Annotated in this window: 25 protein-coding genes; 13 read left to right on the top strand and 12 right to left on the bottom strand. The window is 73.6% G+C overall.

The features are described 5' to 3' along the window. Positions 1-64 precede the first annotated feature (64 nt). The 5 genes from ACZ5GT_RS34360 to egtA all read left to right on the top strand — a co-directional run bounded on the left by ACZ5GT_RS34360 (position 65) and on the right by egtA (position 5,639). Complete coding sequence (locus tag ACZ5GT_RS34360) at positions 65-1,096, top strand: ABC transporter ATP-binding protein (protein WP_469034261.1); 1,032 nt, start codon at positions 65-67, stop codon at positions 1,094-1,096. An 11-nt stretch (positions 1,097-1,107) separates the two neighbouring features. Then, positions 1,108-2,316, top strand: coding sequence for an ABC transporter substrate-binding protein (locus tag ACZ5GT_RS34355; RefSeq protein ID WP_469034258.1), 1,209 nt, complete (start codon positions 1,108-1,110; stop codon positions 2,314-2,316). Positions 2,317-2,320: 4 nt separating this feature from the next. After that, positions 2,321-3,211, top strand: coding sequence for an ABC transporter permease (locus tag ACZ5GT_RS34350; RefSeq protein ID WP_469034255.1), 891 nt, complete (start codon positions 2,321-2,323; stop codon positions 3,209-3,211). A 9-nt stretch (positions 3,212-3,220) separates the two neighbouring features. Next, positions 3,221-4,036: an ABC transporter permease gene (locus tag ACZ5GT_RS34345; protein ID WP_469034252.1), complete on the top strand. Its 816-nt coding sequence runs from the start codon at positions 3,221-3,223 to the stop codon at positions 4,034-4,036. A 304-nt stretch (positions 4,037-4,340) separates the two neighbouring features. Beyond that, positions 4,341-5,639, top strand: coding sequence for an ergothioneine biosynthesis glutamate--cysteine ligase EgtA (gene egtA / locus ACZ5GT_RS34340; protein ID WP_469034250.1), 1,299 nt, complete (start codon positions 4,341-4,343; stop codon positions 5,637-5,639). Positions 5,640-5,667: 28 nt separating this feature from the next. Here the strand turns inward: egtA and ACZ5GT_RS34335 are convergent, their stop codons facing one another. Then, positions 5,668-6,501: an alpha/beta fold hydrolase gene (locus tag ACZ5GT_RS34335; RefSeq protein WP_469034248.1), complete on the bottom strand. Its 834-nt coding sequence runs from the start codon at positions 6,499-6,501 to the stop codon at positions 5,668-5,670. A 417-nt stretch (positions 6,502-6,918) separates the two neighbouring features. Here ACZ5GT_RS34335 and ACZ5GT_RS34330 point away from each other — a divergent pair, with 417 nt between their 5' ends. Next, positions 6,919-7,449 (top strand): CBS domain-containing protein, encoded by a 531-nt coding sequence (locus tag ACZ5GT_RS34330; RefSeq protein ID WP_469034245.1) that lies wholly within the window; start codon positions 6,919-6,921, stop codon positions 7,447-7,449. Positions 7,450-7,472: 23 nt separating this feature from the next. On the opposite strand, the gene ACZ5GT_RS34325 is transcribed toward ACZ5GT_RS34330, so the two are convergent. Both ACZ5GT_RS34325 and ACZ5GT_RS34320 read right to left on the bottom strand, forming a co-directional pair. Further along, positions 7,473-8,948, bottom strand: a complete 1,476-nt coding sequence (locus ACZ5GT_RS34325) for a bifunctional aminoglycoside phosphotransferase/ATP-binding protein (RefSeq protein ID WP_469034293.1) — start codon at positions 8,946-8,948, stop codon at positions 7,473-7,475. A gap of 61 nt (positions 8,949-9,009) precedes the next feature. After that, positions 9,010-10,497, bottom strand: coding sequence for an AAA family ATPase (locus ACZ5GT_RS34320; RefSeq protein ID WP_469034242.1), 1,488 nt, complete (start codon positions 10,495-10,497; stop codon positions 9,010-9,012). A gap of 206 nt (positions 10,498-10,703) precedes the next feature. Between ACZ5GT_RS34320 and ACZ5GT_RS34315 the strand changes: the two genes are divergently transcribed. After that, positions 10,704-10,865, top strand: a complete 162-nt coding sequence (locus tag ACZ5GT_RS34315) for a hypothetical protein (RefSeq protein WP_469034239.1) — start codon at positions 10,704-10,706, stop codon at positions 10,863-10,865. Positions 10,866-10,925: 60 nt separating this feature from the next. On the opposite strand, the gene ACZ5GT_RS34310 is transcribed toward ACZ5GT_RS34315, so the two are convergent. After that, positions 10,926-11,795, bottom strand: coding sequence for a universal stress protein (locus ACZ5GT_RS34310; RefSeq protein ID WP_469034236.1), 870 nt, complete (start codon positions 11,793-11,795; stop codon positions 10,926-10,928). Positions 11,796-11,882: 87 nt separating this feature from the next. Next, entirely contained in the window at positions 11,883-13,607 is a 1,725-nt protein-coding gene (polX, locus tag ACZ5GT_RS34305) for a DNA polymerase/3'-5' exonuclease PolX (RefSeq protein WP_469034234.1), read from the bottom strand. Between the two features lie 109 nt (positions 13,608-13,716). On the opposite strand from polX, the gene ACZ5GT_RS34300 reads away from it, so the two are divergent. From ACZ5GT_RS34300 to ACZ5GT_RS34285, 4 genes are all read left to right on the top strand, one after another. Further along, positions 13,717-14,856 carry a site-2 protease family protein gene (locus tag ACZ5GT_RS34300; RefSeq protein WP_469034232.1) on the top strand — a complete coding sequence of 380 codons (1,140 nt, stop codon included), beginning with the start codon at positions 13,717-13,719 and terminating at the stop codon, positions 14,854-14,856. Between the two features lie 198 nt (positions 14,857-15,054). Further along, entirely contained in the window at positions 15,055-15,666 is a 612-nt protein-coding gene (locus ACZ5GT_RS34295; RefSeq protein WP_469034230.1) for a protein-L-isoaspartate(D-aspartate) O-methyltransferase, read from the top strand. Between the two features lie 101 nt (positions 15,667-15,767). Next, a complete protein-coding gene (locus ACZ5GT_RS34290) occupies positions 15,768-16,823 on the top strand; it encodes a universal stress protein (protein ID WP_469034228.1) in 1,056 nt (351 codons plus the stop codon). 110 nt (positions 16,824-16,933) lie between these two features. Next, positions 16,934-18,262: a phosphoribosyltransferase family protein gene (locus tag ACZ5GT_RS34285; protein WP_469034226.1), complete on the top strand. Its 1,329-nt coding sequence runs from the start codon at positions 16,934-16,936 to the stop codon at positions 18,260-18,262. 120 nt (positions 18,263-18,382) lie between these two features. Here ACZ5GT_RS34285 and ACZ5GT_RS34280 read toward each other — a convergent pair whose 3' ends face one another. From ACZ5GT_RS34280 to ACZ5GT_RS34260, 5 genes are all read right to left on the bottom strand, one after another. After that, a complete protein-coding gene (locus tag ACZ5GT_RS34280; protein ID WP_469034224.1) occupies positions 18,383-18,859 on the bottom strand; it encodes an Hsp20/alpha crystallin family protein in 477 nt (158 codons plus the stop codon). A 137-nt stretch (positions 18,860-18,996) separates the two neighbouring features. After that, entirely contained in the window at positions 18,997-19,428 is a 432-nt protein-coding gene (locus ACZ5GT_RS34275) for a DUF2267 domain-containing protein (protein ID WP_469034222.1), read from the bottom strand. A gap of 317 nt (positions 19,429-19,745) precedes the next feature. Continuing rightward, on the bottom strand, positions 19,746-19,967 hold the full coding sequence (locus ACZ5GT_RS34270) for a DUF1918 domain-containing protein (protein WP_469034219.1): 222 nt from the start codon (positions 19,965-19,967) through the stop codon (positions 19,746-19,748). A gap of 263 nt (positions 19,968-20,230) precedes the next feature. Beyond that, positions 20,231-21,655, bottom strand: coding sequence for an RtcB family protein (locus ACZ5GT_RS34265; RefSeq protein WP_469034217.1), 1,425 nt, complete (start codon positions 21,653-21,655; stop codon positions 20,231-20,233). Positions 21,656-21,707: 52 nt separating this feature from the next. Beyond that, positions 21,708-22,145: an archease gene (locus ACZ5GT_RS34260; RefSeq protein ID WP_469034215.1), complete on the bottom strand. Its 438-nt coding sequence runs from the start codon at positions 22,143-22,145 to the stop codon at positions 21,708-21,710. Between the two features lie 134 nt (positions 22,146-22,279). Between ACZ5GT_RS34260 and ACZ5GT_RS34255 the strand changes: the two genes are divergently transcribed. Continuing rightward, positions 22,280-23,146 carry an LURP-one-related family protein gene (locus ACZ5GT_RS34255; protein WP_469034213.1) on the top strand — a complete coding sequence of 289 codons (867 nt, stop codon included), beginning with the start codon at positions 22,280-22,282 and terminating at the stop codon, positions 23,144-23,146. 240 nt (positions 23,147-23,386) lie between these two features. On the opposite strand, the gene ACZ5GT_RS34250 is transcribed toward ACZ5GT_RS34255, so the two are convergent. Together ACZ5GT_RS34250 and ACZ5GT_RS34245 are read right to left on the bottom strand one after the other, a co-directional pair. After that, positions 23,387-24,319, bottom strand: a complete 933-nt coding sequence (locus tag ACZ5GT_RS34250; RefSeq protein WP_469034211.1) for a DMT family transporter — start codon at positions 24,317-24,319, stop codon at positions 23,387-23,389. Continuing rightward, positions 24,316-25,212 carry a phosphatase PAP2 family protein gene (locus ACZ5GT_RS34245; RefSeq protein WP_469034209.1) on the bottom strand — a complete coding sequence of 299 codons (897 nt, stop codon included), beginning with the start codon at positions 25,210-25,212 and terminating at the stop codon, positions 24,316-24,318. Before ACZ5GT_RS34245 ends, ACZ5GT_RS34250 begins: the two co-directional genes overlap by 4 nt. Before the next feature lie 245 nt (positions 25,213-25,457). Here ACZ5GT_RS34245 and ACZ5GT_RS34240 point away from each other — a divergent pair, with 245 nt between their 5' ends. Next, complete coding sequence (locus tag ACZ5GT_RS34240) at positions 25,458-26,072, top strand: TetR/AcrR family transcriptional regulator (protein ID WP_469034207.1); 615 nt, start codon at positions 25,458-25,460, stop codon at positions 26,070-26,072. The last annotated feature ends 64 nt before the right edge of the window (positions 26,073-26,136 follow it).

Raw genomic sequence — 26,136 nt, 5'->3', positions numbered from 1 at the left:
CTATGACTTCATATGTTTCACGTCAATAGGTCAACGCACCAGAACGCCAGAAAGGTTCCCGCTCATGGAGGGACGTGCGATCCGGCTACAGGATCTGCGGAAGTCGTTCGGGGAGACGACCGCCGTGGCCGGGGTCGACCTGGAGATCCGGGACGGGGAGTTCTTCTCGATGCTCGGACCCTCCGGCTCCGGCAAGACCACGGTGCTGCGCATGATCGCCGGATTCGAGACGCCCACCGGAGGCCGGATCGAGCTCGCGGGCAAGGACGTCACCCGACTCGCGCCCTTCGAGCGGGACGTGCACACCGTCTTCCAGGACTACGCCCTGTTCCCGCACATGACCGTGGAGCAGAACGTCGCCTACGGCCTGAAGATCCGCAAGGTGCCCAAGGCGGAACGGCTGGTGCGCGCCCGCAAGGCCCTCGCCGAGGTACGGCTGGACGGCTTCGGCCGGCGCCGGCCCGCCCAGCTCTCCGGCGGCCAGCGCCAGCGCGTCGCCCTCGCCCGCGCCCTCGTCGGCCGCCCCAGCGTCCTGCTGCTCGACGAACCCCTCGGCGCCCTCGACCTCAAGCTGCGCGAGCAGATGCAGGTGGAGCTCAAGGCGCTGCAGCGCGAGGTCGGCATCACCTTCGTCTTCGTCACCCACGACCAGGAGGAGGCGCTGACGATGAGCGACCGCATCGCCGTCTTCCACCAGGGCCGCATCGAACAGGTCGGCGCCCCCGCCGAGATATACGAACGCCCCGCGACGGCCTTCGTCGCCTCCTTCGTCGGCACCTCCAACCTCCTGGCGGGCGAGTCCGCCCAGCGCGTCGTCGGCGCCCCCGGCACCTACATCATCCGCCCGGAGAAGATCCGCGTGCTGAAGGAGTCCGCCGAGGCCGACGAGCCGGAGACGGCCGGCGCCACCGGCACCGTCGCCGAGGTCGTCTACCTCGGGGACGCCACCCGCTTCCTCGTCGACCTGGACGGCGGCGGACGCCTCACCGCGCTCCAGCAGAACCTCGAGACCTCCGCCGAGGACGTCGCCGCCTACCGCGGCACCCGGGTCCGCCTCCAGTGGCACCGCCGCCACACCGTCCACGTCCCCGACTGAACCCTCACCCCATGGAGTACGTCGTGCGCCTCACCCCAACCCTCCGAGCAGCGGGCGCCGCCGCGCTGCTGCTCGCCGTCACCGCCTGCGGCTCCTCCGGCTCCGGCGGTTCCTCGGCCGGCGGGCTCAACCCGCCCGACCTGAAGGCACCGTCGAAGCTCGGCAAGACCGAGGGCCAGGTCAACCTGATCGCCTGGGCCGGCTACGTCGAGGACGGATCCAACGACCCGAAGGTCGACTGGGTCAGCGACTTCGAGAAGCAGACCGGCTGCCAGGTCCAGTCCAAGGTCGCGGCCAGCTCCGACGAGATGGTCAAGCTGATGAAGACCGGCGAGTACGACGCCGTCTCCGCCTCCGGCGACGCCTCCCTGCGCCTGATCGCCTCCGGGGACGCGGCCCCCGTCAACACCGAGCTCGTACCGAACTACAAGGACGTCTTCAGCGGCCTGAAGAACGGCAACTGGAACTCGGTCAAGGGCCGGATGTACGGCATCCCGCACGGCCGCGGCGCCAACCTGCTGATGTACAACACGCAGAAGGTCAGCCCCGCGCCGACCTCCTGGTCCGCGGTGTTCGACGACGCGGCGAAGTACAAGGGCCACGTCACCGCCTACGACTCGCCGATCTACATCGCCGACGCGGCGCTGTACCTCAAGGCCACCAAGCCCGAGTTGAAGATCAAGGACCCGTACGCGCTGGACCAGAAGCAGTTCGACGCCGCGGTGAGCCTGCTGAAGAAGCAGAACGCGAACATCGGCGAGTACTGGAGCGACTACCTCAAGGAGGTCTCCGCCTTCAAGAGCGGTGACTCCGTGGTCGGCACCACCTGGCAGGTCATCGCCAGCCTCGCCGCCGACGAGGGCGCCAAGGTCAAGGCCCTGGTGCCGCAGGAGGGTTCGACCGGCTGGTCCGACACCTGGATGGTCGCCGCCAAGGCCAAGCACCCCAACTGCGCCTACAAGTGGCTGGACTGGATCATCTCGCCCAAGGTCAACGCCCAGGTCGCCGAGTACTTCGGCGAGGCGCCCGCCAACGCCAAGGCGTGCGAGCAGACCAGCGACAAGACCTTCTGCGACACCTACCACGCCGCCGACGAGGCCTACTGGAAGAAGATCGCGTTCTGGAACACGCCCATCGAGCAGTGCCTGGACGGCCGCACCGACGTGAAGTGCGTGCCGTACGCCAAGTGGGTGCAGGCCTGGACCGAGATCAAGGGCTGACGTCATGACCGTAGAGGCGCACGCCGCCGGACGGGGAACCGTCCGGCGGCTCGCCGGGACCCTGCACCGCCGGCCCCGGCTGCGGCTGTCCCTGCTGCTGACCGCTCCGCTGCTGTGGCTCGCGGTGCTCTACCTCGGGTCGCTGGCCGTGCTGTTCGTGTCCGCCTTCTGGACGACGGACTCCTTCACCAGCGAGGTGGTGAAGGTCTGGTCGACCGACAACTTCCGGGCGCTGTTCACCACCCCCGTCTACCGGCAGGTCGTGGTGCGCAGCGTCGGCGTCGCCGTCGCCGTCACCGCCCTGTGCGCGGTGATCGCCTTCCCGCTCGCCTTCTACACCGCACGCATCGCCCGCCCCCGGTGGCGTCCGCTGCTCGTGGTCGCCATCCTCACCCCCCTGTGGGCGAGTTACCTGGTCAAGGTGTACGCCTGGCGGCTGATCCTGTCCCAGGGCGGGCTGGCCGACTGGATGCTGAAGCCGTTCGGGCTGAGCGGGCCGGGTTACGGGCTGCCGGCGGCGGTCATGACGCTGACGTACCTGTGGCTGCCGTACATGGTGCTGCCGATCCACACCGCGCTGGAGCAACTGCCCGCCAACCTCCTCGACGCGTCCGCCGACCTGGGCGCGCGGGCCGGGCGGACCTTCCGGTCGGTGGTGCTGCCGATGGTGCTGCCGTCGGTGGCCGCCGGGTCGATCTTCACCTTCTCGCTCAGCCTCGGCGACTACATCACCGTGCAGATCGTCGGCGGCAAGACCCAGCTGATCGGCAACCTCGTCTACTCCAACATCGAACTCAACCTGCCCATGGCCGCCGCCCTCGGCACGGTCCCCGTCGTCGTCATCGTCCTGTACCTGCTGGCGATGCGCCGCACCGGCGCCCTGAGCAGTCTCTAGGAGCCCGCCGTGCAACTCTCCCGCTCCGCGCGGATCGCCCTGCGGGTCGCCGCGGGGCTCGGCTTCGCGGTGATCTACGTGCCGCTGCTGCTGGTCCTCGTCAACTCCCTCAACCCGGACCGCAGCGCGAGCTGGCCGCCGCCGGGACTCACCCTGCACTGGTGGTCGGTCGCCTGGGACAACTCCGGTGCCCGGGAGGCGCTGTGGACCTCGGTGAAGGCAGGCCTGGGCGCCACGGTGATCGCCCTGGTCCTCGGCACGCTGATCGCCTTCGCCGTCGCCCGGCACCGCTTCTTCGGCCGGGACACTCTCTCGTTCGTGGTCGTGCTGCCGATCGCGCTGCCCGGCATCGTCACCGGCATCGCCCTCAACTCGGCGTTCAGCACGGTGCTCGAGCCGCTGGGGGTGGGCCTCGGTCTGTTCACCGTCGTGGTCGGACACGCCACCTTCTGCATCGTCGTCGTCTTCAACAACGTCGTCGCCCGGCTGCGCCGCACCGCCGGCTCCTACGAGGAGGCCGCGATGGACCTCGGCGCCGACACCTTCCGCGCCTTCGCCGACGTCACCTTCCCGCTGGTGCGCTCGGCGCTGTTCGCGGGCGGACTGCTCGCCTTCGCGCTCTCCTTCGACGAGATCGTGGTGACCACCTTCACCGCCGGCCCCGGCGTCCAGACCCTGCCGATCTGGATCTTCGACAACATGACCCGGCCGCAGCAGGCGCCGGTGGTGAACGTGGTGGCCGCCGTGCTGGTGCTGGCGTCCGCGGTGCCGATCTACCTGGCCCAGCGCATGTCGGCGGACACCGCGTCGGGAAGCCGGGTGTGAACGGCGCGCCGCCTTCGGCCGTGTCGTGACGCATCCGGGCGACTCGCCGGCCGAGGCGGGGGTGGACGCGGACACGATCGGCACCATCGCCGCCCCCCTGACGCCGGTGGAGCAGGACATCGTCACCGCCTGAGCGGGCCGCCGCCGTCCCGCGCCGCCCTCGCCTGATGCCGTACGAGCGGCCGGGAAAGTGCGCCCTTGTCATGACAGGGCGGGACGGCGGACCCTGGGGCAGGCACATCCGTACGCGAACCGGATGCCGGTTCGTCCCCCGCTTGCCCGCGGCGACCCAGGAGGCTCCCGGATGTCTTTCGCACCGGAGGACGGCGCTGACGGTTCACCCGCCGTCACCGAACACGAAGCGGAGGCCCTGGTCGCCGGGGTCTGCTTCAAGACCGGGCCGCCCCGCACCGTCGGGGTGGAGGTGGAATGGCTCGTCCACGACGAGCGTGCCCCGTACCGGGGCGTCGACGCCGGGCGGCTGGAAGCGGTCTACGCCGTACTGCGCACCCTGCCGCTGACCTCCGCGCTGACGGTCGAACCGGGTGGCCAGCTGGAGCTGAGCTCCCGGCCGGCCCCGTCGCTGACGCGGTGCGTCTCGGAGGTCTCCGCCGATCTGCGGGCCGTGCGCGCCCTGCTGCGCGAGCACGGGCTGACCCTGACCGGCATGGGCATCGACCCCTGGCGCCCGCCCCGCCGGTTCCTGCGGGAACCGCGGTACGACGCCATGGAGGTCAGCCTCGGCCGCACGGGGCCCGCCGGACGGACCCTGATGTGCGCGTCCGCCTCGGTCCAGGTGTGCCTCGACGCCGGGGTCGAGGGGCCCGGCGTCATGGGACTCACCCGCCGCTGGTGGCTGGCGCATCGGCTGGGCGCGGTGCTGGTCGCCGCGTTCGCGAACTCGCCCATGTCCGAGGGCCGGGCCACCGGCTGGCTGTCGACCCGGCAGCTGATGTGGACGGAACTCGACCCGGGCCGGTCCGGCGGGCCCTCCCTGTCCCACGACCCGCGCCGCGCGTGGGTCCGCCGGGTCCTCGACGCGCCGCTGATGTGCGTACGGCGGGACGACGGCCCGTGGGACGTGCCGGACGGGGTGAGCTTCCGCGACTGGACCCGCTCGGACACCATGCGCCCGCCCACCCGCGCGGACCTCGACTACCACATCACCACGCTGTTCCCGCCCGTCAGGCCACGCGGGCACCTGGAACTGCGCATGATCGACGCGCAGCCCGGGGACGACGGGTGGATCGTGCCGCTCGCGGTCACCACGGCCCTGTTCGACGATCCACGCGCCGCCGCGGTCGCGCACCGGGCCGTGGAACCGCTGGCCGGGCGGGCCACCGGGGACCCCGCCCCGCACAATCCGCTGTGGACGGACGCGGCGCGCCGCGGGCTGTCCGACCCGGAGCTGAAGCGCGCCGCCGTGACCTGTTTCGCCGCGGCGCTGGAAGCCCTGCCCCGACTCGGCGCGAGCGGCGACGTCGTGGACGCCGTCGCCGCCTACACGGACCGTTACGTCCGCCGCGGCCGCTGCCCGGCGGACGACGTGCTCGAACGGCTGCTCGGCCGGGAAGCGGGCGCACCGCGCCGGGCTCTCCGCTGAGCCGAACGGGTGGCCGCCGGGGCGATCGTCACAGTTCCCCGGCGGCGGCCGACAGGGTCGCCTCGAGGATCACGCGGGCGACCAGGTCCGGCGCGTCGTTCATCGGGATGTGGCCGCACTCGGGCAGTGCCACCAGCCGGGCCTCCGGGATCATGGCCAGCACGCGGGCGGCCTGCCGCGGCGGCAGGATCCGGTCGCAGGCGCCCCAGGCGACGGTGACCGGCAGGCCGGGGACGTCCCCGGTGAACAGGCCCGGGGCCCGGCCGGCCCGCAGGGTCGCGTTGAAGGCGGTGGCGTCCCGCAGCGCCCGCAGATCGGCGACCAGCGTCTCGGGCAGGCAGCTCTCCGGCCGGCCGTAGACCGTGCCGGCCAGCGCCGCCCGGGCGGCCGCCGTGTGCGCCAGGCGGACCATGGCCATGTCCGGCAGCAGCCGCACGCTGTGCCGGGCCGCGGCGAGCAGGGCGTACGTCCGCCGCCGTTCCGCGTCGGTCCAGAACCCGGCCGGCGCCAGGGCCGTCACGCTGCGCGCCAGTCCGGCCTGGCCCAGCCGCAGCGCGATCAGCCCGCCCAGCGAGTGCCCGACCACGTGCGGCCGCTCCACGCCCAGCTCGGCGAGCACGGTGCCCAGCCACCCCACCGCGGTCCGCAGATCACGCGGCACGGCCGGATCCAGGTCGGGGGACTCCCCGAACCCGGGCAGGTCGATGGCGATCGTCTCGTGCCGCTCGGCCAGCAGCGGCACGACGGCGTCCCAGGCCCGGCGGTGATGACCGACGCCGTGCAGCAGGACCAGCGGCTCCCCGGTCCCCTGCCGCTCGTACGCCACCGTCACCGGGCCCAGACCCGCGGCACGTCCTCGCACGAACGACGTCGTCCGCACCGGTACGACGACCTCGCCGGTCTCACGTCCGCCGTCGGGTTCCGCGTGCCCGGGGGTGAGCAGCCCGTAAAGGTAACTCGCCGCCGCACGCACAGAGCGTGTCGGGCCGTCCGTGGCTGCGATGAATGAAGAGATCAGGGCCATCGTCGGACACCTACCTCACCGAGAAGCACTCCTTCATCAGAAGGCAGCGCTAAAACATCATCGTATTCCAGCCTCGCCTTTTCCGCGCGCGGTGAACATCCGGCAGGGGACCACTGACCTGGAACTTCGGCCGGCGTGTCCACGGTCGGGGCCGGACTCACCGGGGGAAGGAAACCGTTCCCGCCCCGGCCGCAGGCGGTCCGTGCCGCGCCCGGCGGGTACTCGGCCACCCGCACACCGGGGAAGGAGGCGACCATGGAACAGCAGCCACGGGAGGCCCCCGACGAGCGGGAGGTCCTGGCCCGGCCGGTCGCCGAGGTGATGCGTCCCGCCGGGGTCACCGTCGCCGTCGACGAAACCGTCCTCGTCGCCTGGGAGTTGCTGGAGCGGTCCGGCGCCCGTCACCTCCCGGTCGTACGGCCGGACGGCCGCTGCACCGGCCTGCTGGACCGGGCCGACGTGGCGGTCGCCTGCGCGGCGCCGGCCGCGTCGCTGTCCGGCCGGCGCGTCGACGAACTCCTGCCCCGCCACAGACCGGCGCTCGTGCACGCGGGGCAGACGGTGCGCCACGCGGCCGACGTCATGAGCTGCGCCGAAGCCGACGCCCTCCCGGTGCTGGCGGAGGACGGACGGCTGGCCGGGGTGCTGACGGCGGCCGGCATCGTCACGGCCCTCGCCGGCCGTCCGGCGCGGGGCGAACCCTCGGGCACCCGGTCGCCCGCCCCGGAGACGACGCTGCCCGGGCTCCCGCCCCGACGGGCGCGGCGCGGCACGGCGATCCCCTGACCGCCCGCCCGCCCGGCGGCGGCTCAGCCGGGCTGAGCGGAGGGGGCGCGGAAGACCGGGGTCCGGTCGGCGTCGTGCGGGCGGACGGCTGCCAGCGCCTGGGCGACCGCGGCCTCCAGGGAGCTGCTCGTGTCGACCGTGACGGCCTTCGGCCACGGCTGTTCCGCGGCCGCCATCGCGCCGGCCACGCCGGCGTCGGCGTCGGACGCCCCGGACGTGCGGGTGGCCAGCCGGGCCGCCGACGTCGCGTCCGGCACCTGGCAGTGCAGGGCCACCAGGTCGGCGTGGGCGCGTTCGGCCATGCGCAGGGCGGCTTCGCGCTGTCCCTCGTCGTGCCAGGTGGCGTCCAGCACGACGGACTCGCCGCGGGACAGCAGGGCCGCCGCGCGGTCGAGCAGGGCCGCGTACGTCCTGGCGGTCCACTCGGGGGTGTACAGGCCCTCGCCGTAGGCGGCCGCCGCGGACTGTTCCACCGGGATGCCGGCCAGCTCCTTGCGGAGGCGGTCGCTGCTGAGCAGGGTGACGCCGAGCCGGTCGGCGAGCGCGCCGGACAGCGTGGACTTCCCGCTGCCCGGGAGCCCGCCGACCAGGGTCACGCCGACGACGGAGGCGCGCAGATGGCGCAGGGTGGCCGCGATCAGCCGGTGCGCCGCCGGCTCCGCGCCGGGCGCCCCCTGGCGGGCCTGGATCAGCGAAACCTTGGCGCGGACGAAGGCGCGGTAGGCGACGTAGTGGTGCCGCAGCGACGGCGGCGCCGGGTCTCCCGAGTACTCGCCGTACGCGGCGAGGAAGAACGCGGCGGCGTCCGCGGCGCCGAGCTGTTCCAGGTCCATGGCCAGGAAGGCGGCGTCGTCGAGGCCGTCGACGTAACGGAGGGTGTCGTCGAACTCCAGGCAGTCGAGGACGCGGGGGCCGTCGTCGAGGCAGAAGACGTCCTCCGCCAGCAGGTCTCCGTGGCCGTCGACGACCCGGCCCTGCTCGATACGCGCGTCGAACAGCCGCTCGCGGCCGACGAGGTAGCGGCGCACCAGCCGTTCGGTCTCCGCCACGCCGTCGGGCGCGGTGCCGTCCCCGGACAGCGCGCGTACCTGCGCGAAGCTCGCCTCCCAGCGCGCCGACAGGGCGTCACGCGTCCCCTGCCGGTCCACCTCGGGCCTGCGGGGCGCGTTCGCGTGACGGGTGGCGAGCAGCCGGGCGACGGCCCGCAGCGCGTCGTCGACGGGCGCGCCCTCCCGCACCAGCCGGGACAGGCGCCGCCGTGCGGGCATGCGGCGCATCACCACGACCGGCTCGGGCGCGTCCGTGTCCGGGCCGCGGAACTCGCCCACGCCGAGATAGACGTCCGGGGCGAAGCGGCGGTTGAGGGCGACCTCCCGCTCGCAGCCGGCCCGCCGGGCGGCCACCGTGGAGAAGTCCAGGAACTCCAGGTCGACCGGCTTCTTGACCTTGTAGGCGCGGTCCCCGACGAAGAACAGGACCGCGGTGTGGGTCTCGCACACCTCGGCACGGGGCAGCGGCGGAGTCCCGGGAGCAGCGCCGGGGCTCAGGTCGGGTGCCACGCTACCGCCCCCGGTACAGCCGGTCGGGGTCGACGAGGACCACCTGTCCCTCGGCTTCGGCGGCGCGGAGCGCGGGGCTGAAGCCGACGCCGCTGTAGCAGGCGGGCCGGGTGCGGGTGACGTCCTCGCCGCGGGCGGCGAGCAGACCGAGGAGGTGCCGCAGGTGTTCCAGGTGGGGTGTGTCCATGACCTCGTCCCAGCGCGCCAGGCCCACCGACAGCAGGGGAGCGAGGCGGCCGTCGGCCCGGCCGCGTACGACGACCTCCGCCTCCACGTCCCGGCCGGCCCCGGGTGCCGGGTCCGGCAGCGAGCCGTGGGCGGCGCTCGCGGGGTGCCCGCCGAAGACGGCCGGGTCGGCGAAGTCCAGCGCCCAGTCCCGGCAGACCCGCGCGAAATGGGGTCCAGCCACGGCGGAGTCGAAGACGGGACGCGCGCGCCGCCAGACCTCGCCGGCGTCCTGCTGTTCCAGCGCCTGACGGTGCGGCCAGACGGACCCGTGTTCGAAGGCGAGCAGCGGCTCCGTGATGCGCAGCCGGACCAGGTTCGGCCGGAAGGCGTCGGGCTCGCCGTACAGCAGACCGCTCGACCGCAGGAGCGTGAGGCAGTGCGACGCGTCGGTGAGCGGGGTGCCGAGGCATTCCGAGATCTCGCCCTGGGTGTGGCAGCCCGAGGCGATGGCGGCGAGCGCGGAGTGGCACAGCGCCCGGTCCCAGTGGTCGGTCTCCTCCTGCATCAGGTGGTGCGCCTCCAGGAACAGCGGAGTGCCGGGATTGAGGACCGTCCGGCACACCCAGGCGTCGAAGTCGTCCGGCCCGCCGGGGGCGTCGTCGCCGGCGTAGCGCCGGTAGGCGGGGGTGCCGCCGACCACGGCGTGCACCAGCAGCGCGAGACGGGGATGGTCGAGGCCCCAGAACCGCGCGGCCTGCCGGAAGTCCAGCGGACGCACGGTGAGTTCGAGATCGGCCAGTCCGCGCAGCGGTGAGGCCGTGCCGAACAGCCGGTGCATCACGGGCAGGGAACTGCCGCTCAGCAGCAGCCGCGTGCGGTTGTCCCGCCCCGTGTCGCGCAGCCGCCGGTAGGCGGTGTGGATGACGGACGGCAGTTCCGGGCTCTGCCGTACCAGCTCGGGGAACTCGTCGAGCACGACCGGCACCGGCCCCCGGTCGCCCAGCGCGAGCACCGCTTCGACGGCGCCCTCCCAGCCGGTCGCCCGGGCCGGCCCGGCGCCCGTGTGCCGGGCGAGTTCGTCGCCGAGACGGCGCAGGGACTCCGCTCGGGCAGCCTGCTGAGCGCCGAAACAGAACCCGCCCAGCGCTCCGGCGAGTGCCTCCAGGAGGTACGTCTTGCCCTGCCGCAGCCGTCCCGACACCACGCCCAGACCGGCTCCGGGCCGCTCGTCGCAGGCGAACGCGACGAGCGCGTTCCACTCGGCGTCGCGGTCGAAGACCGTCGCCGGCTTCGCGGGACGGGAAACGTCGGACGACGGCATGGCTGCTCCCCTCGCTCGGCAGCGCTCTCCTACCAGTACAGCGTCACAACCCGGCCGCCGCGACACGCGCGGCCGGGCCGCGGACTGCCCCACGGGGCCGCCGCGCGGACCGAATTGCGGCCCGGCACGGCCGGGTTCAGGCTGGAACGGTGTCCGAACACGCGCCTGTGGTTGTGCATCCGCCGGGACCCGGCGGCGGGAGGCTGGTGACGATCCACGGTGAGCCGGCCGGCACCGCCTACCACCTGCTCGACGTCCTGGAGTTCCTGCGCCGGGCCGGCTTCAGGGAATCGCGCCGGGGAATCGACGACGAGGAACTCGTCGAGTGGCTGGGCGGCGACTCCAGGATGTGGCGCGGAGAGCCGTAGGGGGACCGCCGGGACCGCCGGGGCGGGGGCCAGGCTCGGTCCTGGCGGTGGATGCCCGGCTCAGTCGTGCGGGACGACGGCGACGGAGCAGCGCCCGTGGTGCAGGGCGGCCTGCGTCACCGGACCCAGGTGGGGCACCAGGCCGGGACGGTGCCTGCGCCGGCCGACGACCAGCAGCGCGGCTCCCTCGGCGGCCCGCACGACGGCCTTGGGCGGGCTCGCGAGACGGACGCTGTCGTCCACTTCCACCTGCGGGTACTTCTCACGCCAGGGGCGCAGCGCCTTGCTCAGCTGCTGCTGCGCCTCCCGGGTGATCTCCTCGCTGATGTCGTGGTCCACGCCCCAGGGCACGCGTGCGTGCAGCGGCACGCTCCGGCCGTGCACGGCCTGGAGCGGAACGCCCCTGGCGGCAGCCGTGTGGAAGGCGAAGTCGAGCAGGTCGTCGGAGGACCCGTGCAGCTTGAGGGCCACCACCACGCGGCTCGTGGGCGTCGGCCGCGGCTCTCCTTCCGGGGTGTCGGCGCGGACCATCACGACCGGTCGCTCGGCCCGGGCCACCACGGGCATGCTGACGTCGCCGAGGAAGTAGCTCTCGACGGGCGCCAGACCCCGGGAAGCGAGCACCAGCATCTCGGACTCCGCCGCCGCCCGGAGCAGGGCGCTCTGCGCGTCGTCGGGGACCAGGTCCGCGACGATGGTCAGGCCCGGGTGGCGCATCTGGAGTTCCGCCCGCACGGTGTGCACGAGACGCCGGGCCCAGTAGTTCTGGTCGACCTCCGAGGGCACCTCGGTCGGCTCCGGCACCAGCAGCGGCCACGCGTGCAACAGGCGCAGGGTGAGCCCCCGCTTCGCGGCCTCGTCGGCGGCCCAGCGGGCCGCGGCAAGGCTCTCGGGTGAGCCGTCGAGGCCCACGGTGACGACTGCTCGCATGGCGGCGGCCTCCGTTCTCTCCTTCGAGGAGTACCCCAATCCCTTCCGCGGCGCATGCGGACCCGGGGGAGGGTCCGCACCCCCGACTCAGTCCCGGTCCTTGCGCAGGAACCGGCGCAGGCGCCGCAGCGGCCACGTGTTGATCACGTCGTCGGGGGTGAGCCATCCGCGCTGCGCGGTGCCGACGCCGTAGCGGAGGCAGCCGAGCTGGGGGATCGAGTGGGCGTCGGTGTCGACGGCGAACTTCGCCCCGTGGTCCCTGGCCCGGAGGATGTCCTCGTCGCCGAGGTCGAGCCGGTCGGGCTGCGCGTTGATCTCCAGGGCCGTGCCGGTGCGGGCGCAGGCGGCGAACACCTCGTCGAGGTCGGCGTCGATGCCCGGCCGTTTGCCGATCAGGCGGGTGGTGGGGTGGCCGATGACGTTGACGTACGGGTTCTCGCAGGCGCGTACGAGCCGCCGGGTCATCGCCGTGCGGCCGAGGTTGAAGTGGGAGTGCACCGAGGCCACGCGGATGTCGAAGCCGCGGAGGAACTCGTCGGGCCAGTCGACGTCTCCTTCCGGGCCGATGTTGAGTTCGGTGCCGTGCAGCAGCCGCATGCCGTGGTGTCCGCCGTCCAGGGAGCGCAACCGCTCGCGCTGGGCGAGGATCTTCTCGTCGGTCATGCGCTGCATGTACAGGTCCGGCGCGTGGTCGGTGACCGCGTAGTACGCGTAGCCCCGCGCGGCGGCCGCGGCCACCATGTCCTCCAGGGAGGCGAGACCGTCGGTGAGGTCGGTGTGGGTGTGCAGGTCACCCCTGATGTCGGCCTCCGTCACCACCTGGGGGAGTTCGCCGCGCAGCCCGGCTTCGATCTCCCCCCGGTCCTCGCGCAGCGTGGGCGGGATCCACGGCAGGCCGAGCCGGGCGTACACCTCGTCCTCGGAGCGGGAGGCGACCCGCTTTCCGCCGTCGGTCTCGAACAGGCCGTACTCGGAGAGCTTCAGCCCCAGGTGGACGGCGATCGTGCGGGTGCGGATGTTGTGGCCCTTGGAGCCGGTGAAGTACTGCAGACCGGCGCCCCACGCGTCCGGTCGTACCACCCGCAGGTCGACCTGGACGCCCAGGACGGTGCGGATCGAGGTCTTCTTCTCGCCGTGCGCGATGACCTCGGCGGTGGAGGGCAGTTCGGTCAGGGCGTCCATGAAGGGGGCCGACCGGCCGGCGGCGACCAGGATGTCGATGTCGCCGACGGTCTCCTTCATCCGGCGCAGCGATCCGGCGTAGGCGCAGTCCTTGCAGCCGGTGACCCGGGAGAGTTCGGCGACGATCTCTTCGGCGGACTCCATGGCGGTGCCCAGCGGGATCCGCTCTCCCGCCTGCCGCATGAGGGCGATGCCGTGCAGGATGTTCTCCTCGGTCTTCTCCCCGAAGCCCTTCAGGTCGCGCAGCTTCTCGGCCTTCACGGCGTCGGCCAGCTCGCCCACCGACGAGATGTGCAGATCCTGGTAGAGCGCCAGCGCCTTCTTCGGACCGAGGGTGGGGATGGTGATGAGCTGCCGCACCCCCGCGGGGATCCGGGCCCGCGTCTCCTCGACGACCGTGACGCGGCCGGTGCGGAGGTACTCGGCGACCTTCTCCGCGATCGACCTGCCCACGCCCGGGATTTCCTTCAGGCCCGCGACGTCGAGGTGGGAGACGTCGGCGGGATGGCCGCCGATCGCGCGGGCGGCCTTCTCGTAGGCGCGCGCCTTGAACGGGTCGCCTCCGGTGATGGCGATGAGGTCCGCGTACTCCTGAAGGAGCGCCTCGACCTCCTCGTTGGGCCGGACCACGTGTCAAGTCTAGGAAGCGGCCCGTCCGGGCCGCCAGTCGGCGCGGGAGCCCGCCCCGGGTGGCCACGCCCGGCGCGCGAAGCGGTCGGCCCGCGGGTGTACTGGAAGGGTGCGGGCGACGTTCGTTCTGGGACGGATCGCCGGGGTACGCGTCGGGGTGCACTGGAGCGTCCTCGGTATCTTCGGCATCGTCGCGCTCGGTCTGGCGCAGGGCCGTCTTCCGGTGGTGTATCCGGGGCGTTCCTGGGTGGTGTACTGGGTGGCGGGCCTGTGCACCGCCGTGGTCTTCTTCGCCTCCCTGCTCGCGCACGAGGTGGCGCACGCCGTCGTGGCCCGGCGCAACGGGGTCGAGGTGGACGACATCGTGCTGTGGCTGCTGGGCGGGGTGGCCCGGCTCAGGACCGAGGCGTCCACTCCGGGCGCGGAGCTGCGGATCGCCGGCGTAGGCCCGCTGGTCAGCCTCCTGCTGGGAGGGTTCTTCACGCTCGCGGCCTGGCTGCTCGGCCTGACGCCGGTGTCCGGGATCGTGGTGGAGATGGCGGCCTGGCTGGCGGGCATCAACGTGCTCCTCGCCGTCTTCAACGCGGTGCCCGCCGCCCCGCTCGACGGCGGCCGGCTGCTGCGCGCGTTCCTGTGGTGGCGCACGGGAGACCGGCTGCGGGCGACGGCCGGCGCGACCGCGGCGGGCAGGGGGTTCGGATGGCTGCTCGTCGTGTTCGGGCTGATCGTGTTCATGGCGCGGGGGGTGTTCGGCGGCCTGTGGCTGGCGCTGATCGGCTGGTTCCTCATCGCCACGGCGACCGCCGAGGGACGGCAGGCCCAGCTGCGCGGCCTGCTGGCCGGCGTCCCGGTGCGGGACGTCATGACCCCCGAACCCGTGACGGTCTCCGCGGACACCACGGTCGCGGACTTCCTCGCCGACGTGCACTACCGCTACCGGCACTCGGCGTTCCCGGTGACCGACGGCGGGGCCCCGGTCGGGCTGGTGACCCTCGACGGGGCCCGGAAGACGGCGCAGGCCGGAGCCGCCGCCGTGCCGGTACGCGAGGTGATGGTGCCGCTGGCGCGGACCCTCGTGACCGGACCGGACAGCCCACTGGCGGACCTGCTGCCCCGAATGGAACGGGGCGCCGAGAACCGGGTCCTGGTGGTGGAGGACGGCCGGCTCGTCGGGATCGTCTCACTCTCGGACGTCAGCCGTACGGTGAACTGGCTGATGAACGCCCCCGGGCGGCGCGGTGGCCGGTGACCTCGCCGTCCCCGGCCGGCGCCCGCGGTCCGGGACGGCCCGGGAGGTCGAACGGGCTGTGCGGGGTACCTGGATCCGGTGGTCACACCGCCGGGCGCCGACGGGGGGACGTGCGGCCGCGGTGGCAGGCCATCGGCACCGGCCATCGCACGGAAAGCAGGGACCATGACGGAAACCGCCCCTCCACCCGAGGATCTCGTGAGGGCCGTCCGAGCGGTCGGCATCACCGACGAACGCCTGCTGCAGGCCGTACGGGAGACGCCCCGAGCGGCGTTCGTGCCCGCCGGCCACCGTGCGCAGGCCTACGCGGACGCGCCCGTCCCGATCGGGCACGCACAGGTGACCACGCAGCCCTCGCTGTCCGCGACCATGATCGAAGGCCTCGAGCTGAACGGGGACGAGCACGTCCTCGAGATCGGCACCGGCCTGGGCTTCCAGACCGCGCTGCTGGCCCGGCTGGCCGCCGACGTCGTCAGCGTCGAACTGTGGCCGGACCTCTCACAGCAGGCCGGCTCCAACCTCGCCCGGCAGGGCATCCGGAACGTCGAACTGCGCGTCGGGGACGGCAGCGGCGGCGTGCCGGAGCGCGCCCCGTACGACGCGATCATCGTGTCCGCGGCCTTCCCCGAGGTCGCCGCACCGCTGGCCGGGCAACTGCGCGTCGGCGGCCGCCTCGTACAGCCCATCGGGCCGGGCGGCCGGGACCGGGTGGTGGCCTTCGAGCGCACCGCGAAGGGCCTGGAACGCCGGCGGGTCCTCACGCCCGCCCGCTTCGTCCGCCTGCGCGGCCGGTACGGCTTCCCCGCCTGAGCCGTAGCATGGCTCGTCGCCGGGGATGATCGTTCCCGGTTCCGAGCTCGTCCAGTGGACCCGAACGACGGCGGTGCATCGCGCTGACAGGAACGCACAACATGAGCACATCGCATGCGCGGGGGGCGGTCGTCGTCGGGGTGGACGCCACGTCCGGCGCCGGGCCGGTGCTGGCCTGGGCGGCGGACGAGGCGGCACTGCGCGGCCTGCCGCTGCACGTGGTGCTCGCCGCCGACGAAGCCGACCCGGAGGACGGCCACGCCGAGCCCGGTCCGGCGTCCGGTCCGGAGGACGGCCACGCCGAGCCCGGTCCGGCGTCCGGTCCGGAGGGCGACCGCGCCGAGTCCGGTCCGGCGTCCGGTCCGGAGGACGGCCACGCCGAGCCCGGTCCGGAGGGCGACCGCGCCGAGTCCGGTCCGGAAGGCGACCGCGCCGAGTCCGGTCCGGTACGGGCGTCCGGCGATCCGGCGGCGGCGCGTGCCGGGTACCCGGCGCTGCTGGCGGAGGCGCGGGAGGCCGCCGTCGGGCGGCATCCGGGACTCACCGTGGTGTGCGAGCCGGCCGACGGCTCCGCGGCGGACGGCCTGCGAGCCCTCGCGCCGACAAGCGCCATGGTGGTGATCGGCGCGCGGCACCATGGCGTCGTACGGGAACTGGTCGGCCGCGACTCGCTGGGACCGTCGCTGGTCGCGCAGGCGGCGTGCCCGGTCGTCGTGGTGGGCGGGCCGGAGTCCGTACCCGACGCTCCGCCGCGGATCGTGCTGGGTGTGGACACTTCGGGCGTGTCGAGGGAGGCGGTGCGGTTCGCCTTCGAGGAGGCCGCCTTCCGCGGTGCCCGGCTGATCGCCGTCTCCGCCTGGGAGCCGCAGTATCTGCGCGATCTGGCTCTGGAGGACGCGGAGGACGAGGTGCGGCGGGTGCTGGCGGAGTCGACGGCGGGCTGGCGGGAGAAGTATCCCGAGGTCGAGCTCCGGCACGAGGTGGTCCGCGGCCACCCGGCGGGTGTGCTCGGCGACGCGGCCCAGGGGGCCGTGCAACTGGTCGTGGGCAGCCGCGGGCTCGGCGGATTCTCCGGACTGCTGCTCGGCTCGGTCAGCCGGTCGCTGATGCGCCGTGCGACCTGCCCGGTCGTCGTCGTGCCGCACCACGCCGGGTAGGGCGCGGTCTGACTCGGGTGCGCATCCGTTCTGCGCCGGGGTGAGGATGGAAGTGCGGCGTGCAGGCCGTCGCCCGCCGTGTTCCTCCGGGGGGACAAGGAGGTCGCATCGTGTTCTATCTGGATCGTCGTGACGCCGGCCGGCGCCTGGCCGCCCGGCTGGCCCACCTGAAGGGCGCTGGGGTGGTGGTGCTGGGCCTGCCCCGGGGCGGTGTTCCGGTCGCCGCGGAGGTGGCCGCGGCGCTCGGCGCGCCGCTGGACGTGTGCCTGGTGCGGAAGCTGGGCGTGCCGTTCCAGCCGGAGCTGGGAATGGGAGCCATCGGCGAGGGCGGCGTACGCGTGATCAACGATGACGTGGTGCGCATGGGGAGGGTCACTCATGAGGAGCTGGCCCGGGTCGAGGCCCATGAGCGTGAGGTGCTGCAGAGCCGCGCCCGGCACTACCGGGGCGGAGGGTCGCCGGCCGACCTCCGGGGCCGCACGGTGGTGGTGGTCGACGACGGGGTCGCCACCGGGTCGACGGCGCGCGCGGCCTGCCAGATCGCCCGCGCCCGCGGGGCCGCACGGATCGTGCTGGCGGTCCCCGTGGCGCCGCACGACTGGACCGCCCGGCTGGGCGCGGACGCCGACGAGCTGGTGTGCCCGTACACCCCCAGGAGCTTCTTCGCGATCGGCGAGTTCTACGCCGACTTCTCGCAGACCGACGACGACGAGGTCGTCGCCTGTCTGGAAGAGGCGGCCGCCCACCCGGTGAGCACCCGCCACACCGAGCCGCATCACGCCGTGCCGGAGGACCGGGAGGCGGACGTCCAGGCCGGCGGGGTGGTGCTGCGCGGGCAGCTGACGGTGCCCGGCGGCGCGAGCGGGGTGGTGCTGTTCGCGCACGGCAGCGGCAGCAGCCGGCACAGCCCGCGCAACCGGTTCGTCGCGGCCGGGCTGAACCGGGCCGGGCTTGGCACCCTGCTGTTCGACCTGCTCACCGAGGAGGAGGAGATCAACCGGGCCAACGTCTTCGACACCGGCCTGCTGGCGCAGCGTCTGGCGGACGCCACCGGCTGGCTGCGCGGGCAGCCCGGGTGCGAGGGGCTGGCCGTCGGGTACTTCGGGGCCAGCACCGGCGCCGCCGCCGCGCTGTGGGCGGCCGGTGATCCCGGGGCGCGGATCGCGGCGGTCGTCTCCCGGGGCGGCAGGCCCGACCTGGCCGGGCCGCGGCTCCCGGCGGTGACGGCGCCCACGCTGCTGATCGTCGGAGGCCACGACGAACTGGTCCTCGACCTCAACCGCGACGCGCAGTCCCGGCTGCACTGCGAGAACCGGCTCGCGGTCGTCCCCGGCGCCACTCACCTCTTCGAGGAACCCGGAGCCCTGGAGAAGGTCACCGAGTTGGCCCGCGACTGGTTCGCCGACCACATGGTCCCGGTCACCCACGCGACGGCCTGAACTCTGCCGGGTGCCCCGTCCAGCACGTCACGTGCGCGGGGAACATCGTCGCCCGTCAGGTGAACGCCTGCGGTCGCGGGCGGGGTGACCCGTCCGCGACCGCAGGCGCCGGTGTGTGCCTCAGGCCTGGGTGATCTCGATGTGCTTGGACCTGGTCCCCTGGGACTTGGGGACGGTGACCGTCAGCACCCCGTCGGCCAGCGTCGCGGTGACCTCCTCCTCCTTGACGTCGGCCGGCAGCAGAGCCCGGTACTCGAAGCGTCCCGTGCGCCGGGTGCTGCGCCGCAGCACACCTTCACGCTCCTGCTCCTTGTACTCGCCGGCGATGCACAGTTCCCGCTCGCTGATCTCGACGTCGATGTCCTCACGCTTGACGCCGGGCAGTTCCGCCTCGACCAGGTAGGCGTCGTCCGTCTCTCGCAGGTCGGCCAGCGGGGAGAAGGCCGTGGCGGCGGGGGCGGCGCCGGTGGCCTCCAGGAAGCGGTTCATCCGCTCGAAGAGGTCACCGAACTCGGCGGCGATCGGCTCACCCCAGCCGATGGCGGGGAAGGGGCTTTCCAGGAGCCGGCCGTGCCGGTGGTGTACGGGCAGAGTCATCGCGGTTCACCTCCGCGAAACGACGGCAGTCGGGTCACCCTCCATGCTGCGCGCCTCCTCCGCGCCGGGCGACTCGGACACCGCGCCGGCAGGACCGGGCGGCCGTCCTGCCCGGGCGGGTCCTGACGCGTCCGTGGTCAGCCCGCGGGCTGGAGGAAGAGCGCGCGGATGTCGTGCGGGAGTTGTTCCAGGACCGCCTCCAGGTGCCCGGTGGAGACGTGCCCCCGCACGACCGCCGTGACCGCGGGAACGATCCGGGGCACGTCCTCGGCGGCGACCTTGGCCTCCTGGACGAAGCGGTTGACGTAGCCCTCGCGGTCGTACTTGATCGGCACGACGCTGGGGTCCCAGCCGTCGTAGTAGGCGCCCCGCAGCAGTTCCGGGAGCTGGGCGGCGAAGTGGGCGGCGACGTCCACGGTGACCCGGTCGCGCAGCGTGTGCAGCCAGGTGCGCAGGACCCGGTGGGCGAGGTGGCGGTCGTCGGTTCCCAGAGCTTCCGACACCGCTTTCAGCCAGATGTTCGCGGTGTGGATGGCGTGCTCGAAGTCGGGATGGTGAGTGGCGGGCATGGTCTTCCCTTCCGGTCTGTCCATGGCTGCCGTGCGCCGGGCGGGACGGCGACGCCTCCGCGTGGGGGCGCCCTCGCGCGGGCGGCGGTCGGCGCGGGCGGCAGTCGGCTCGTTCAGAAGTGGCGGGGGGTGGTGGCGGCCTCTGTCCGGCGGCGCCGCGGATCCGCGGATGCGCGGCACGGGGCCCGCGCGGCGGCCGTCGCCGCTCTCCCTGCCCTATGGGCTCCATGCTAGGGCGGAGCGAACCGGTCGGCAGCCGCAGCGTCGCTCGGCGGAACGCCGAGGTCCCCGCTGTGCCGGCCGGTCCGGTGCACGAGTCAGGCTTCGTGCGAAACGTGCCCGTGTGCGTGTTCGCCCACGAATTCCAGGTGGGCCTCGGGGCCGGGGAAGAAGACGGTCTCCCGGCCGTCGTCCGTCCAGCGCACGACGTACGGCGGGGTGCCGTCCGGGTGCTCGAGACGCACGATCTGTCCCCGGCGGCGCTGCCCGCCCAGATGCAGGGACTCCACCACGATCCAGTCTCCGACGCGTGCGCGCATGGGGTGCTCCCTCCGCCTGTTGTCCGTCTCCCCGACGCAGTCGGCACCGGGGAGAGCGCGTGTCAGGGGTGTCGAACGGCTCACCCCATTTCTCCGGGGCCACCGTCGGCGCCCGGGACCGGCACGCCCACTTCTCAGCCTACGCGGGCACACCCTGCCGCGCCCGGGCCCGGCCCTCCCGCTCCGGCCCCCGCGCCCGCCTACGTCCGGACCGTCGTACGACGCGACCGCGACCGTCGGCTGCCGCTCCCGTGGCCAGGGCCTCAGCCCTTGAGCACCCCCAGCGGCACCAGGCGCGCGACCAGCCGGCCCAGGCCGTTGTGCTCGCCCGCCCGGACCACCGCGTCGACGTCCTTGTACGCCTCGGGCGCCTCCTCGGCGACGCTGCGCCAGGAGGCCGGGCGGATCGCCACCCCCGCACCGGCCAGCTCGCCGCGCAACTGCCGGACGGTGACCTCGCGCACCGCGCGGTGCCGGCTCCACAGGCGGCCCGCGCCGTGGCAGCAGGAGTCGAACGCGTCGTTGCTGGCGACGCCGGTCATGACGTACGAGGCGGTGCCCATCGTGCCGGGCACGAACACCGGCTGGCCGTAGGGACGCAGGGCCTCCGGCAGGCCGGGGTGGCCCGGCGGCAGGGCGCGGGTGGCGCCCTTGCGGTGCACGCACAGCAGCCGCCGCCTCCCGTCGGCCGGGTGCGCCTCCAGCTTGGCCAGGTTGTGCGAGACGTCGTAGATCAGGTCCAGGCCCTCGCCGGTGACCTCGCGGAAGACCTCGCGGGCGGCGTCGGCGAGCAGGTGCCGGTTGGCGCGGGCGTAGTTGGCGGCCGCGGCCATCGCGCCCAGGTAGGCGCGGCCCTCGGGGGAGTCCACGGGCGCGCAGGCCAGCTGCGGATCGGGCACCTCGATGCCGTAGCGGCGCATCACCGCGTCCATCGTCCGTACGTGGTCGGCGCAGATCTGGTGGCCCAGTCCGCGCGAGCCGCAGTGGATCATCACGTACACCTGGCCCGGGCGCAGGTCGAACGCCCGCGCGCACGCCTCGTCGTACACCGTGTCCACGGTCTGGATCTCCAGGAAGTGGTTGGCCGAGCCCAGGCTGCCGACCTGCCCGGCGCCGCGCTCCAGGGCGCGCTCGCTCACCTGGGTGACGTCGGCGTCGTCCACGGCGCCGCGGTCCTCGCACCGCTCCAGGTCGCGTGGCACGCCGTGGCCCCGCTCGACCGCGTACCGGGCGCCGCCGCGCAGGATCCCGTGCAGCTGGGCCCGGTCGGCCGGCTGCCACAGGCCCCCGCGGCCGAGGCCGCGCGGGACGATCGGGTCCAGCCGGTCCATCAGGTCGGGCAGCCGGGGCAGCAGGGCGGACCGGCTCACGCCCGCGGCGAGCAGGCGCACCCCGCAGGAGATGTCGAAGCCCACTCCGCCGGGCGAGACGACGCCGCCGGAGGAGATGTCGGTGGCGGCCACACCGCCGATCGGGAAGCCGTAGCCCCAGTGGATGTCGGGCATGGCGTACGAGGCACGCACGATGCCGGGGAGCGTGGCCACGTCGGCCACCTGCCGCAACGCCTGGTCATGGGGCTCGGCGGGCAGCAGCTCGCGCGGGGCGCAGACCACGCCGGGGACCCGCATGGCACCGGTCCGTTCGATCCGGAACCGCCAGGGGCCCTCCGCCGTCAGTTCGATGTCCATGTCGCTGCCGTTCGTCGGCGTTTCGCCCCGGCGCCGGACACCGGGACGGGCGTCACACATCCAACGTCACACGGCAGGCCCACCCGTGCGACCCCTGGGCCAGCGACAGCCCGTGCAGGGCGACCGCCTTGGGCACGGCCCCGGTCTGCTCGGCCGCCCGGCTGTCGATCATCGTGAAACGCATGCGCACCCCGTCCCGGGCCGGTACGACGGTGACCCCCGAGGGAAGCTCGCCCGCCGCGTCCATGCGGTAGACGACCTCTTCGAGCACGGCGGCCAGCAGATGCGCGTCGTCCTCGGCCGGCACCGCGCACTCCCGGACGACGCCGGGGACCGCGGCGGGCAGGTCGGCGAAGCTGCCCACCATGCCGCGCACCGCCTCGGCGATGCACTCCTCGCGGGTCGGCGCCCACGCCTCCACGCGCAGATCGCCGGTGTGCGGGAGGAGCCGGTGACCGCGCGGCGACGGCTCGGGCTCGGCAGGCGGCACCGGACCTCCTCCCGCCGCGGTCGACTGTGCGGACACATCCGTTGTAACGGCATACTCCCCGGCCCGCGCGCCGTCGGCCACGAGGTGCTGCCGGGGCTGGGCAGGCGCCGGTAGGGACGGGATAGTGTGCCCCGGTGACCACGCATTCGAACACTCCTGCAGGCTGGTATCCGGATCCGCACGGAGCGCCCCAGACGCTCCGTTACTGGGACGGCGCCCAGTGGACCCAGCACACCAGCCCGGGCCAGGGCGCCCAACAGGCCCCGGCCGCACCGCAGGTGCCCCCGCAGATGCCGCAACAGGCGCCCCCGCAGATGCCGCAGCAGGCCGCGGGCCCCGATCCGCGCGTCCAGCGCCAGGTGCAGCAGCAGGCCGGAGTCGCCGCGGGCGGCCCCGGCGGCGGCACCCTGTTCACCGAGCCGGTCCTGGTGGTCAACCAGAAGGCCAAGCTGATCGAGCTGACCAACGAGTACAAGGTCATGGATCAGAACGGCAACCAGATCGGCTCGGTCACCCAGGTGGGGCAGAGCGCGCTGAAGAAGGTGCTGCGCTTCGTCTCCAGCCTTGACCAGTTCATGACCCACAAGCTCGAGATCCGCGACGCCTACGGGCAGCCGCAGCTGCTGCTGACCCGGCCCGCGAAGTTCCTCAAGTCGCGGGTGATCGTGTCCCGTCCGGACGGCTCGCCGGTCGGTGAGATCGTCCAGCAGAACATGATCGGCAAGATCAACTTCGCCATGAACGTGAACGGCCAGACGGTCGGCGCGATCAAGGCGGAGAACTGGCGCGCCTGGAACTTCGCGATCGTCGACCACGCCGACAACGAGGTCGCCCGGATCACGAAGACCTGGGAGGGCCTCGCCAAGACGATGTTCACGACCGCGGACAACTACGTCCTGCAGATCCACTACCAGCTGCCCGAGCCGCTGCTGAGCCTCGTCGTCGCGACGGCGCTCACCGTCGACACGGCGCTCAAGCAGGACTCGCGCGGTTTCGGCTGAGCCCGGCCGTGACGACGTACGGTGCCCGGCCCCGCCCGCCGGGCACCGCGGCGCCGGTTCACCGGGACGGTCCCCGATCTTCGGTCTCCGGTCCGCGGCGGTTCCCGGTCCCGGTGCGGTCGTCGTGACTGGGGGCCGCGTCCGCTGTGGTCCTGCGGGGGCAGGCCGAGGGCGGTAGGTACGGGGCCATGGCCTGCGGCCCGACGAGGGCGGGGAGCGGGGGCTTTCCGGCCGAGGGCGTCACAGGGGCGTGAGGTGTCCTCGTTCCGGCTGCCGGGGGACCAGCGCCGGTTCCGCCGAGGCGGTCTCCGGCTGGAGTGCGAGCACCGCGGCGACCGGGTGGTCGTCACCGACCTCGGGCGTCGCCCGGCTCAGCAGCACCACGCCCCAGGACGCCAGGCCCGCTCCCGCCAGCGCGAGGAGTACGCCCGCCGGGCCGGCCTGCAGCCGTTCGCCGAGCAGGAGGAGTCCTATCACCGCGGCGGCCAGCGGGTTGGCCAGCGTCACCACGGCGAGCGGGGCGCCGAGGCCGCCCCGGTAGGCGGTCTGCGACAGCAGCAGCCCGCCCGTCGCGAACGCCGCCACCAGCAGCGCCACCCCGACCGCCTGCCAGACCGGCAGCGCGCCGGATCCGCCGGTCGCGGCGACCGTCACGGTCTGGGTGAGCGCCGAGGCCACCCCGGAGGCGAAGCCGGACGCGGTCGCGTGCCGCAGGCCGGGCCGGGCGCCGGGCCGGGCCAGCAGCCCTATCAGCGCCGCCGTCGTCCCCGCCACCGCCAGCGCCTCCGGCACGCTCAGCACGTCGTCGGGCGCGGGCCCGGACGCCACGACGAGGATCGCGCCGAGCCCGGCCAGCGTGAGGACGGTGCCCCGCCACTCCGCCGCGCTGACCCGCCGCCCGGCGATCCGCGCACCGAGGGGCACCGCCGCGACCAGGGTGAGCGCACCGAGCGGCTGCACCACGGTCAGCGGGCCGTACCGCAGGGCGACGACGTGCAGCAGCGCGCCGCCCCCGTTGAGCGCGACCGAGCACCACCAGGCGCCCGAGCACAGAAGCCGCGGGGCACCCTTCCCGGAGCGGCGGGAGGCCAGCCGTTCCTGGGCCACCGCGGCGGAGGCGTAGGCGACGGCGGATATCAGCGACAGCGTGAGGGCGAGCACGGTGGCGTTCATCGGCCCGCTCCGACCAGGGCGTCGTCCTCGGCGTCCCGGGCATCCCGGGCGGCCTTGGTGTCCCTGGCGTGTTCGGCGGTGTCCTCGGCGCGTCCGGCGTCTTCGGCGGCGGGCGCCTGGGCCGGTACGGGCAGCGCGCGCCCGTCGCCGTCCGGTGCGGCGGTCGTCGCCGTGCGGTGCGGCGGACGGATCGCCGCGAGGGCGACGCCGAGCAGCGCCGTCGCCGCCAGCGCGTCCAGCCAGTAGTGGTTAGCCGTGCCGACGATCACCAGCAGCGTCAGCAGCGGATGCAGCAGCCACAGCCAGCGCAGGCGCGACCGGGTCACCATGATCAGGCCGACCGCCACCATCAGGGCCCAGCCGAAGTGCAGCGACGGCATCGCCGCGAACTGGTTCGACAGGTGGTCGGTGCGCGGCGGCCCGTACACCGAGGGGCCGTACACGTGCGCGGTGTCGACCAGGCCGGTCGCCGCGACCATGCGCGGCGGCGCGAGCGGGAACCCGAGGTGCAGCACCAGGGCCGCCGCGGTGACCGCGGCCAGGACGCGCCGGGCCCAGACGTAGTGCGCGGGACGCCGCAGGTAGAGCCAGACCAGGAAGGCCGCGGTGGCGGGGAAGTGGACGGTCGCGTAATAGGTGTTCGCGATCTGGGGGAGGCCGTGACCGTGCAGCAGCAGGGACTGGACGGCGCCCTCGCCGGGCAGGTGGACGGCCCGCTCCAGGTTCCACACGCGGTCCGCGTCGCGGTAGGCCTCGGCGGTGTGGCCGGCCACCAGTTGCCGGCCGGCCTTGTAGACGAGGAAGAGTCCTGCGACGAGCAGGATCTCGCGGACGAGCGGCGGGCGCGTCATGGCCGCCGGCCCGGCCTGTGCAGGCTCGGTGCGCGCATCCATCCCCCGGCCCCTTCGCTGACGTGGTGTGTGTGCTGCTTGCGGGAGGAGACTCGGCGCATGGCCGAAACTCATCAGTGCGTCATCGGGACGCCCACGTTCCGATACGACAGTGTACCGATACGTTGGTGTACCGATACGCGAGTGTACCGATACGCGGCGGTACCGGTACACTGGCGTATCGATAGACATACGCCACACCGGACCGCGGTATTCCCCGCCGCCGGGAACGAGCGAGGAGAAGAGAGATGACGTCGCAGGCCGCGGAGGGACCGGAGTCGGTCACCGCCTCGCGCCGCTCCAAGATCACGCCGGAGCGTGAGCGGGAGTTCTACGACGCCGTCCTCGAGCAGATCCGCGAGTGCGGGTACGACGCCGTGACCATGGAGGGCATCGCCGCCAGCACCCGCTGCAGCAAGTCCACGCTCTACCGGCAGTGGAAGACGAAGCCGCAGTTCGTGGCGGCGGCGCTGCGCGCGTCCCGTCAGGTGCGGTTCGCCGGCATCGACTCCGGCTCGCTCGCCGAGGACCTGCGGCGGGCCGCGCGGGCCGCGGGGGACTGGTCGGGCAAGGACACCCGGCTGCTCCAGGCGCTCGGCCACGCCGTCACCCAGGACCGGGAGTTGCAGCAGGCGCTGCGCGAGGCGCTGGTCGACCCGGAGATCACCGCGCTCAAGGAGATCCTGCGGCGGGGCGTCGACCGGGGCGAGATCGCCGCCGACCACCCGGCGCTGAAGTTCGTGCCGGCCCAGATCTTCGGCGTCCTGCGCGTCCGCCCGGTCCTGGAGGGGAAGTACGCCGACCCCGACTACCTGGTCCGGTTCGTGGAGGCCGCCGTGCTGCCGGCGCTGGGACTGACCTGAGACCCAGGCCGCCGTCCGTGGGATGACAGGACGGTGACCTGCTCGCGCCGCACCGTGGGGACGG

Source organism: Streptomyces sp. NPDC031340, assembly GCF_055569945.1.
Note: the sequence above shows the minus strand (reverse complement) of the source record. Positions and strands in the feature narration are given on the sequence as shown.

Excerpts from the sequence above, each read along its gene's own strand:
- ACZ5GT_RS34270 (WP_469034219.1), bottom strand. The coding sequence starts at position 19,967 with ATGCGCGCACGCGTCGGAGACTGGATCGTGGTGGAGTCCCTGCATCTG.
- ACZ5GT_RS34330 (WP_469034245.1), top strand. The coding sequence starts at position 6,919 with ATGGAACAGCAGCCACGGGAGGCCCCCGACGAGCGGGAGGTCCTGGCC.
- ACZ5GT_RS34355 (WP_469034258.1), top strand. The coding sequence starts at position 1,108 with ATGGAGTACGTCGTGCGCCTCACCCCAACCCTCCGAGCAGCGGGCGCC.
- ACZ5GT_RS34290 (WP_469034228.1), top strand. The coding sequence starts at position 15,768 with ATGAGCACATCGCATGCGCGGGGGGCGGTCGTCGTCGGGGTGGACGCC.
- ACZ5GT_RS34265 (WP_469034217.1), bottom strand. The coding sequence starts at position 21,655 with ATGGACATCGAACTGACGGCGGAGGGCCCCTGGCGGTTCCGGATCGAA.
- ACZ5GT_RS34320 (WP_469034242.1), bottom strand. The coding sequence starts at position 10,497 with ATGCCGTCGTCCGACGTTTCCCGTCCCGCGAAGCCGGCGACGGTCTTC.
- egtA (WP_469034250.1), top strand. The coding sequence starts at position 4,341 with ATGTCTTTCGCACCGGAGGACGGCGCTGACGGTTCACCCGCCGTCACC.
- ACZ5GT_RS34310 (WP_469034236.1), bottom strand. The coding sequence starts at position 11,795 with ATGCGAGCAGTCGTCACCGTGGGCCTCGACGGCTCACCCGAGAGCCTT.
- ACZ5GT_RS34360 (WP_469034261.1), top strand. The coding sequence starts at position 65 with ATGGAGGGACGTGCGATCCGGCTACAGGATCTGCGGAAGTCGTTCGGG.
- ACZ5GT_RS34275 (WP_469034222.1), bottom strand. The coding sequence starts at position 19,428 with ATGCCCGCCACTCACCATCCCGACTTCGAGCACGCCATCCACACCGCG.
- ACZ5GT_RS34350 (WP_469034255.1), top strand. The coding sequence starts at position 2,321 with ATGACCGTAGAGGCGCACGCCGCCGGACGGGGAACCGTCCGGCGGCTC.
- ACZ5GT_RS34245 (WP_469034209.1), bottom strand. The coding sequence starts at position 25,212 with ATGGATGCGCGCACCGAGCCTGCACAGGCCGGGCCGGCGGCCATGACG.
- ACZ5GT_RS34250 (WP_469034211.1), bottom strand. The coding sequence starts at position 24,319 with ATGAACGCCACCGTGCTCGCCCTCACGCTGTCGCTGATATCCGCCGTC.
- ACZ5GT_RS34240 (WP_469034207.1), top strand. The coding sequence starts at position 25,458 with ATGACGTCGCAGGCCGCGGAGGGACCGGAGTCGGTCACCGCCTCGCGC.
- ACZ5GT_RS34280 (WP_469034224.1), bottom strand. The coding sequence starts at position 18,859 with ATGACTCTGCCCGTACACCACCGGCACGGCCGGCTCCTGGAAAGCCCC.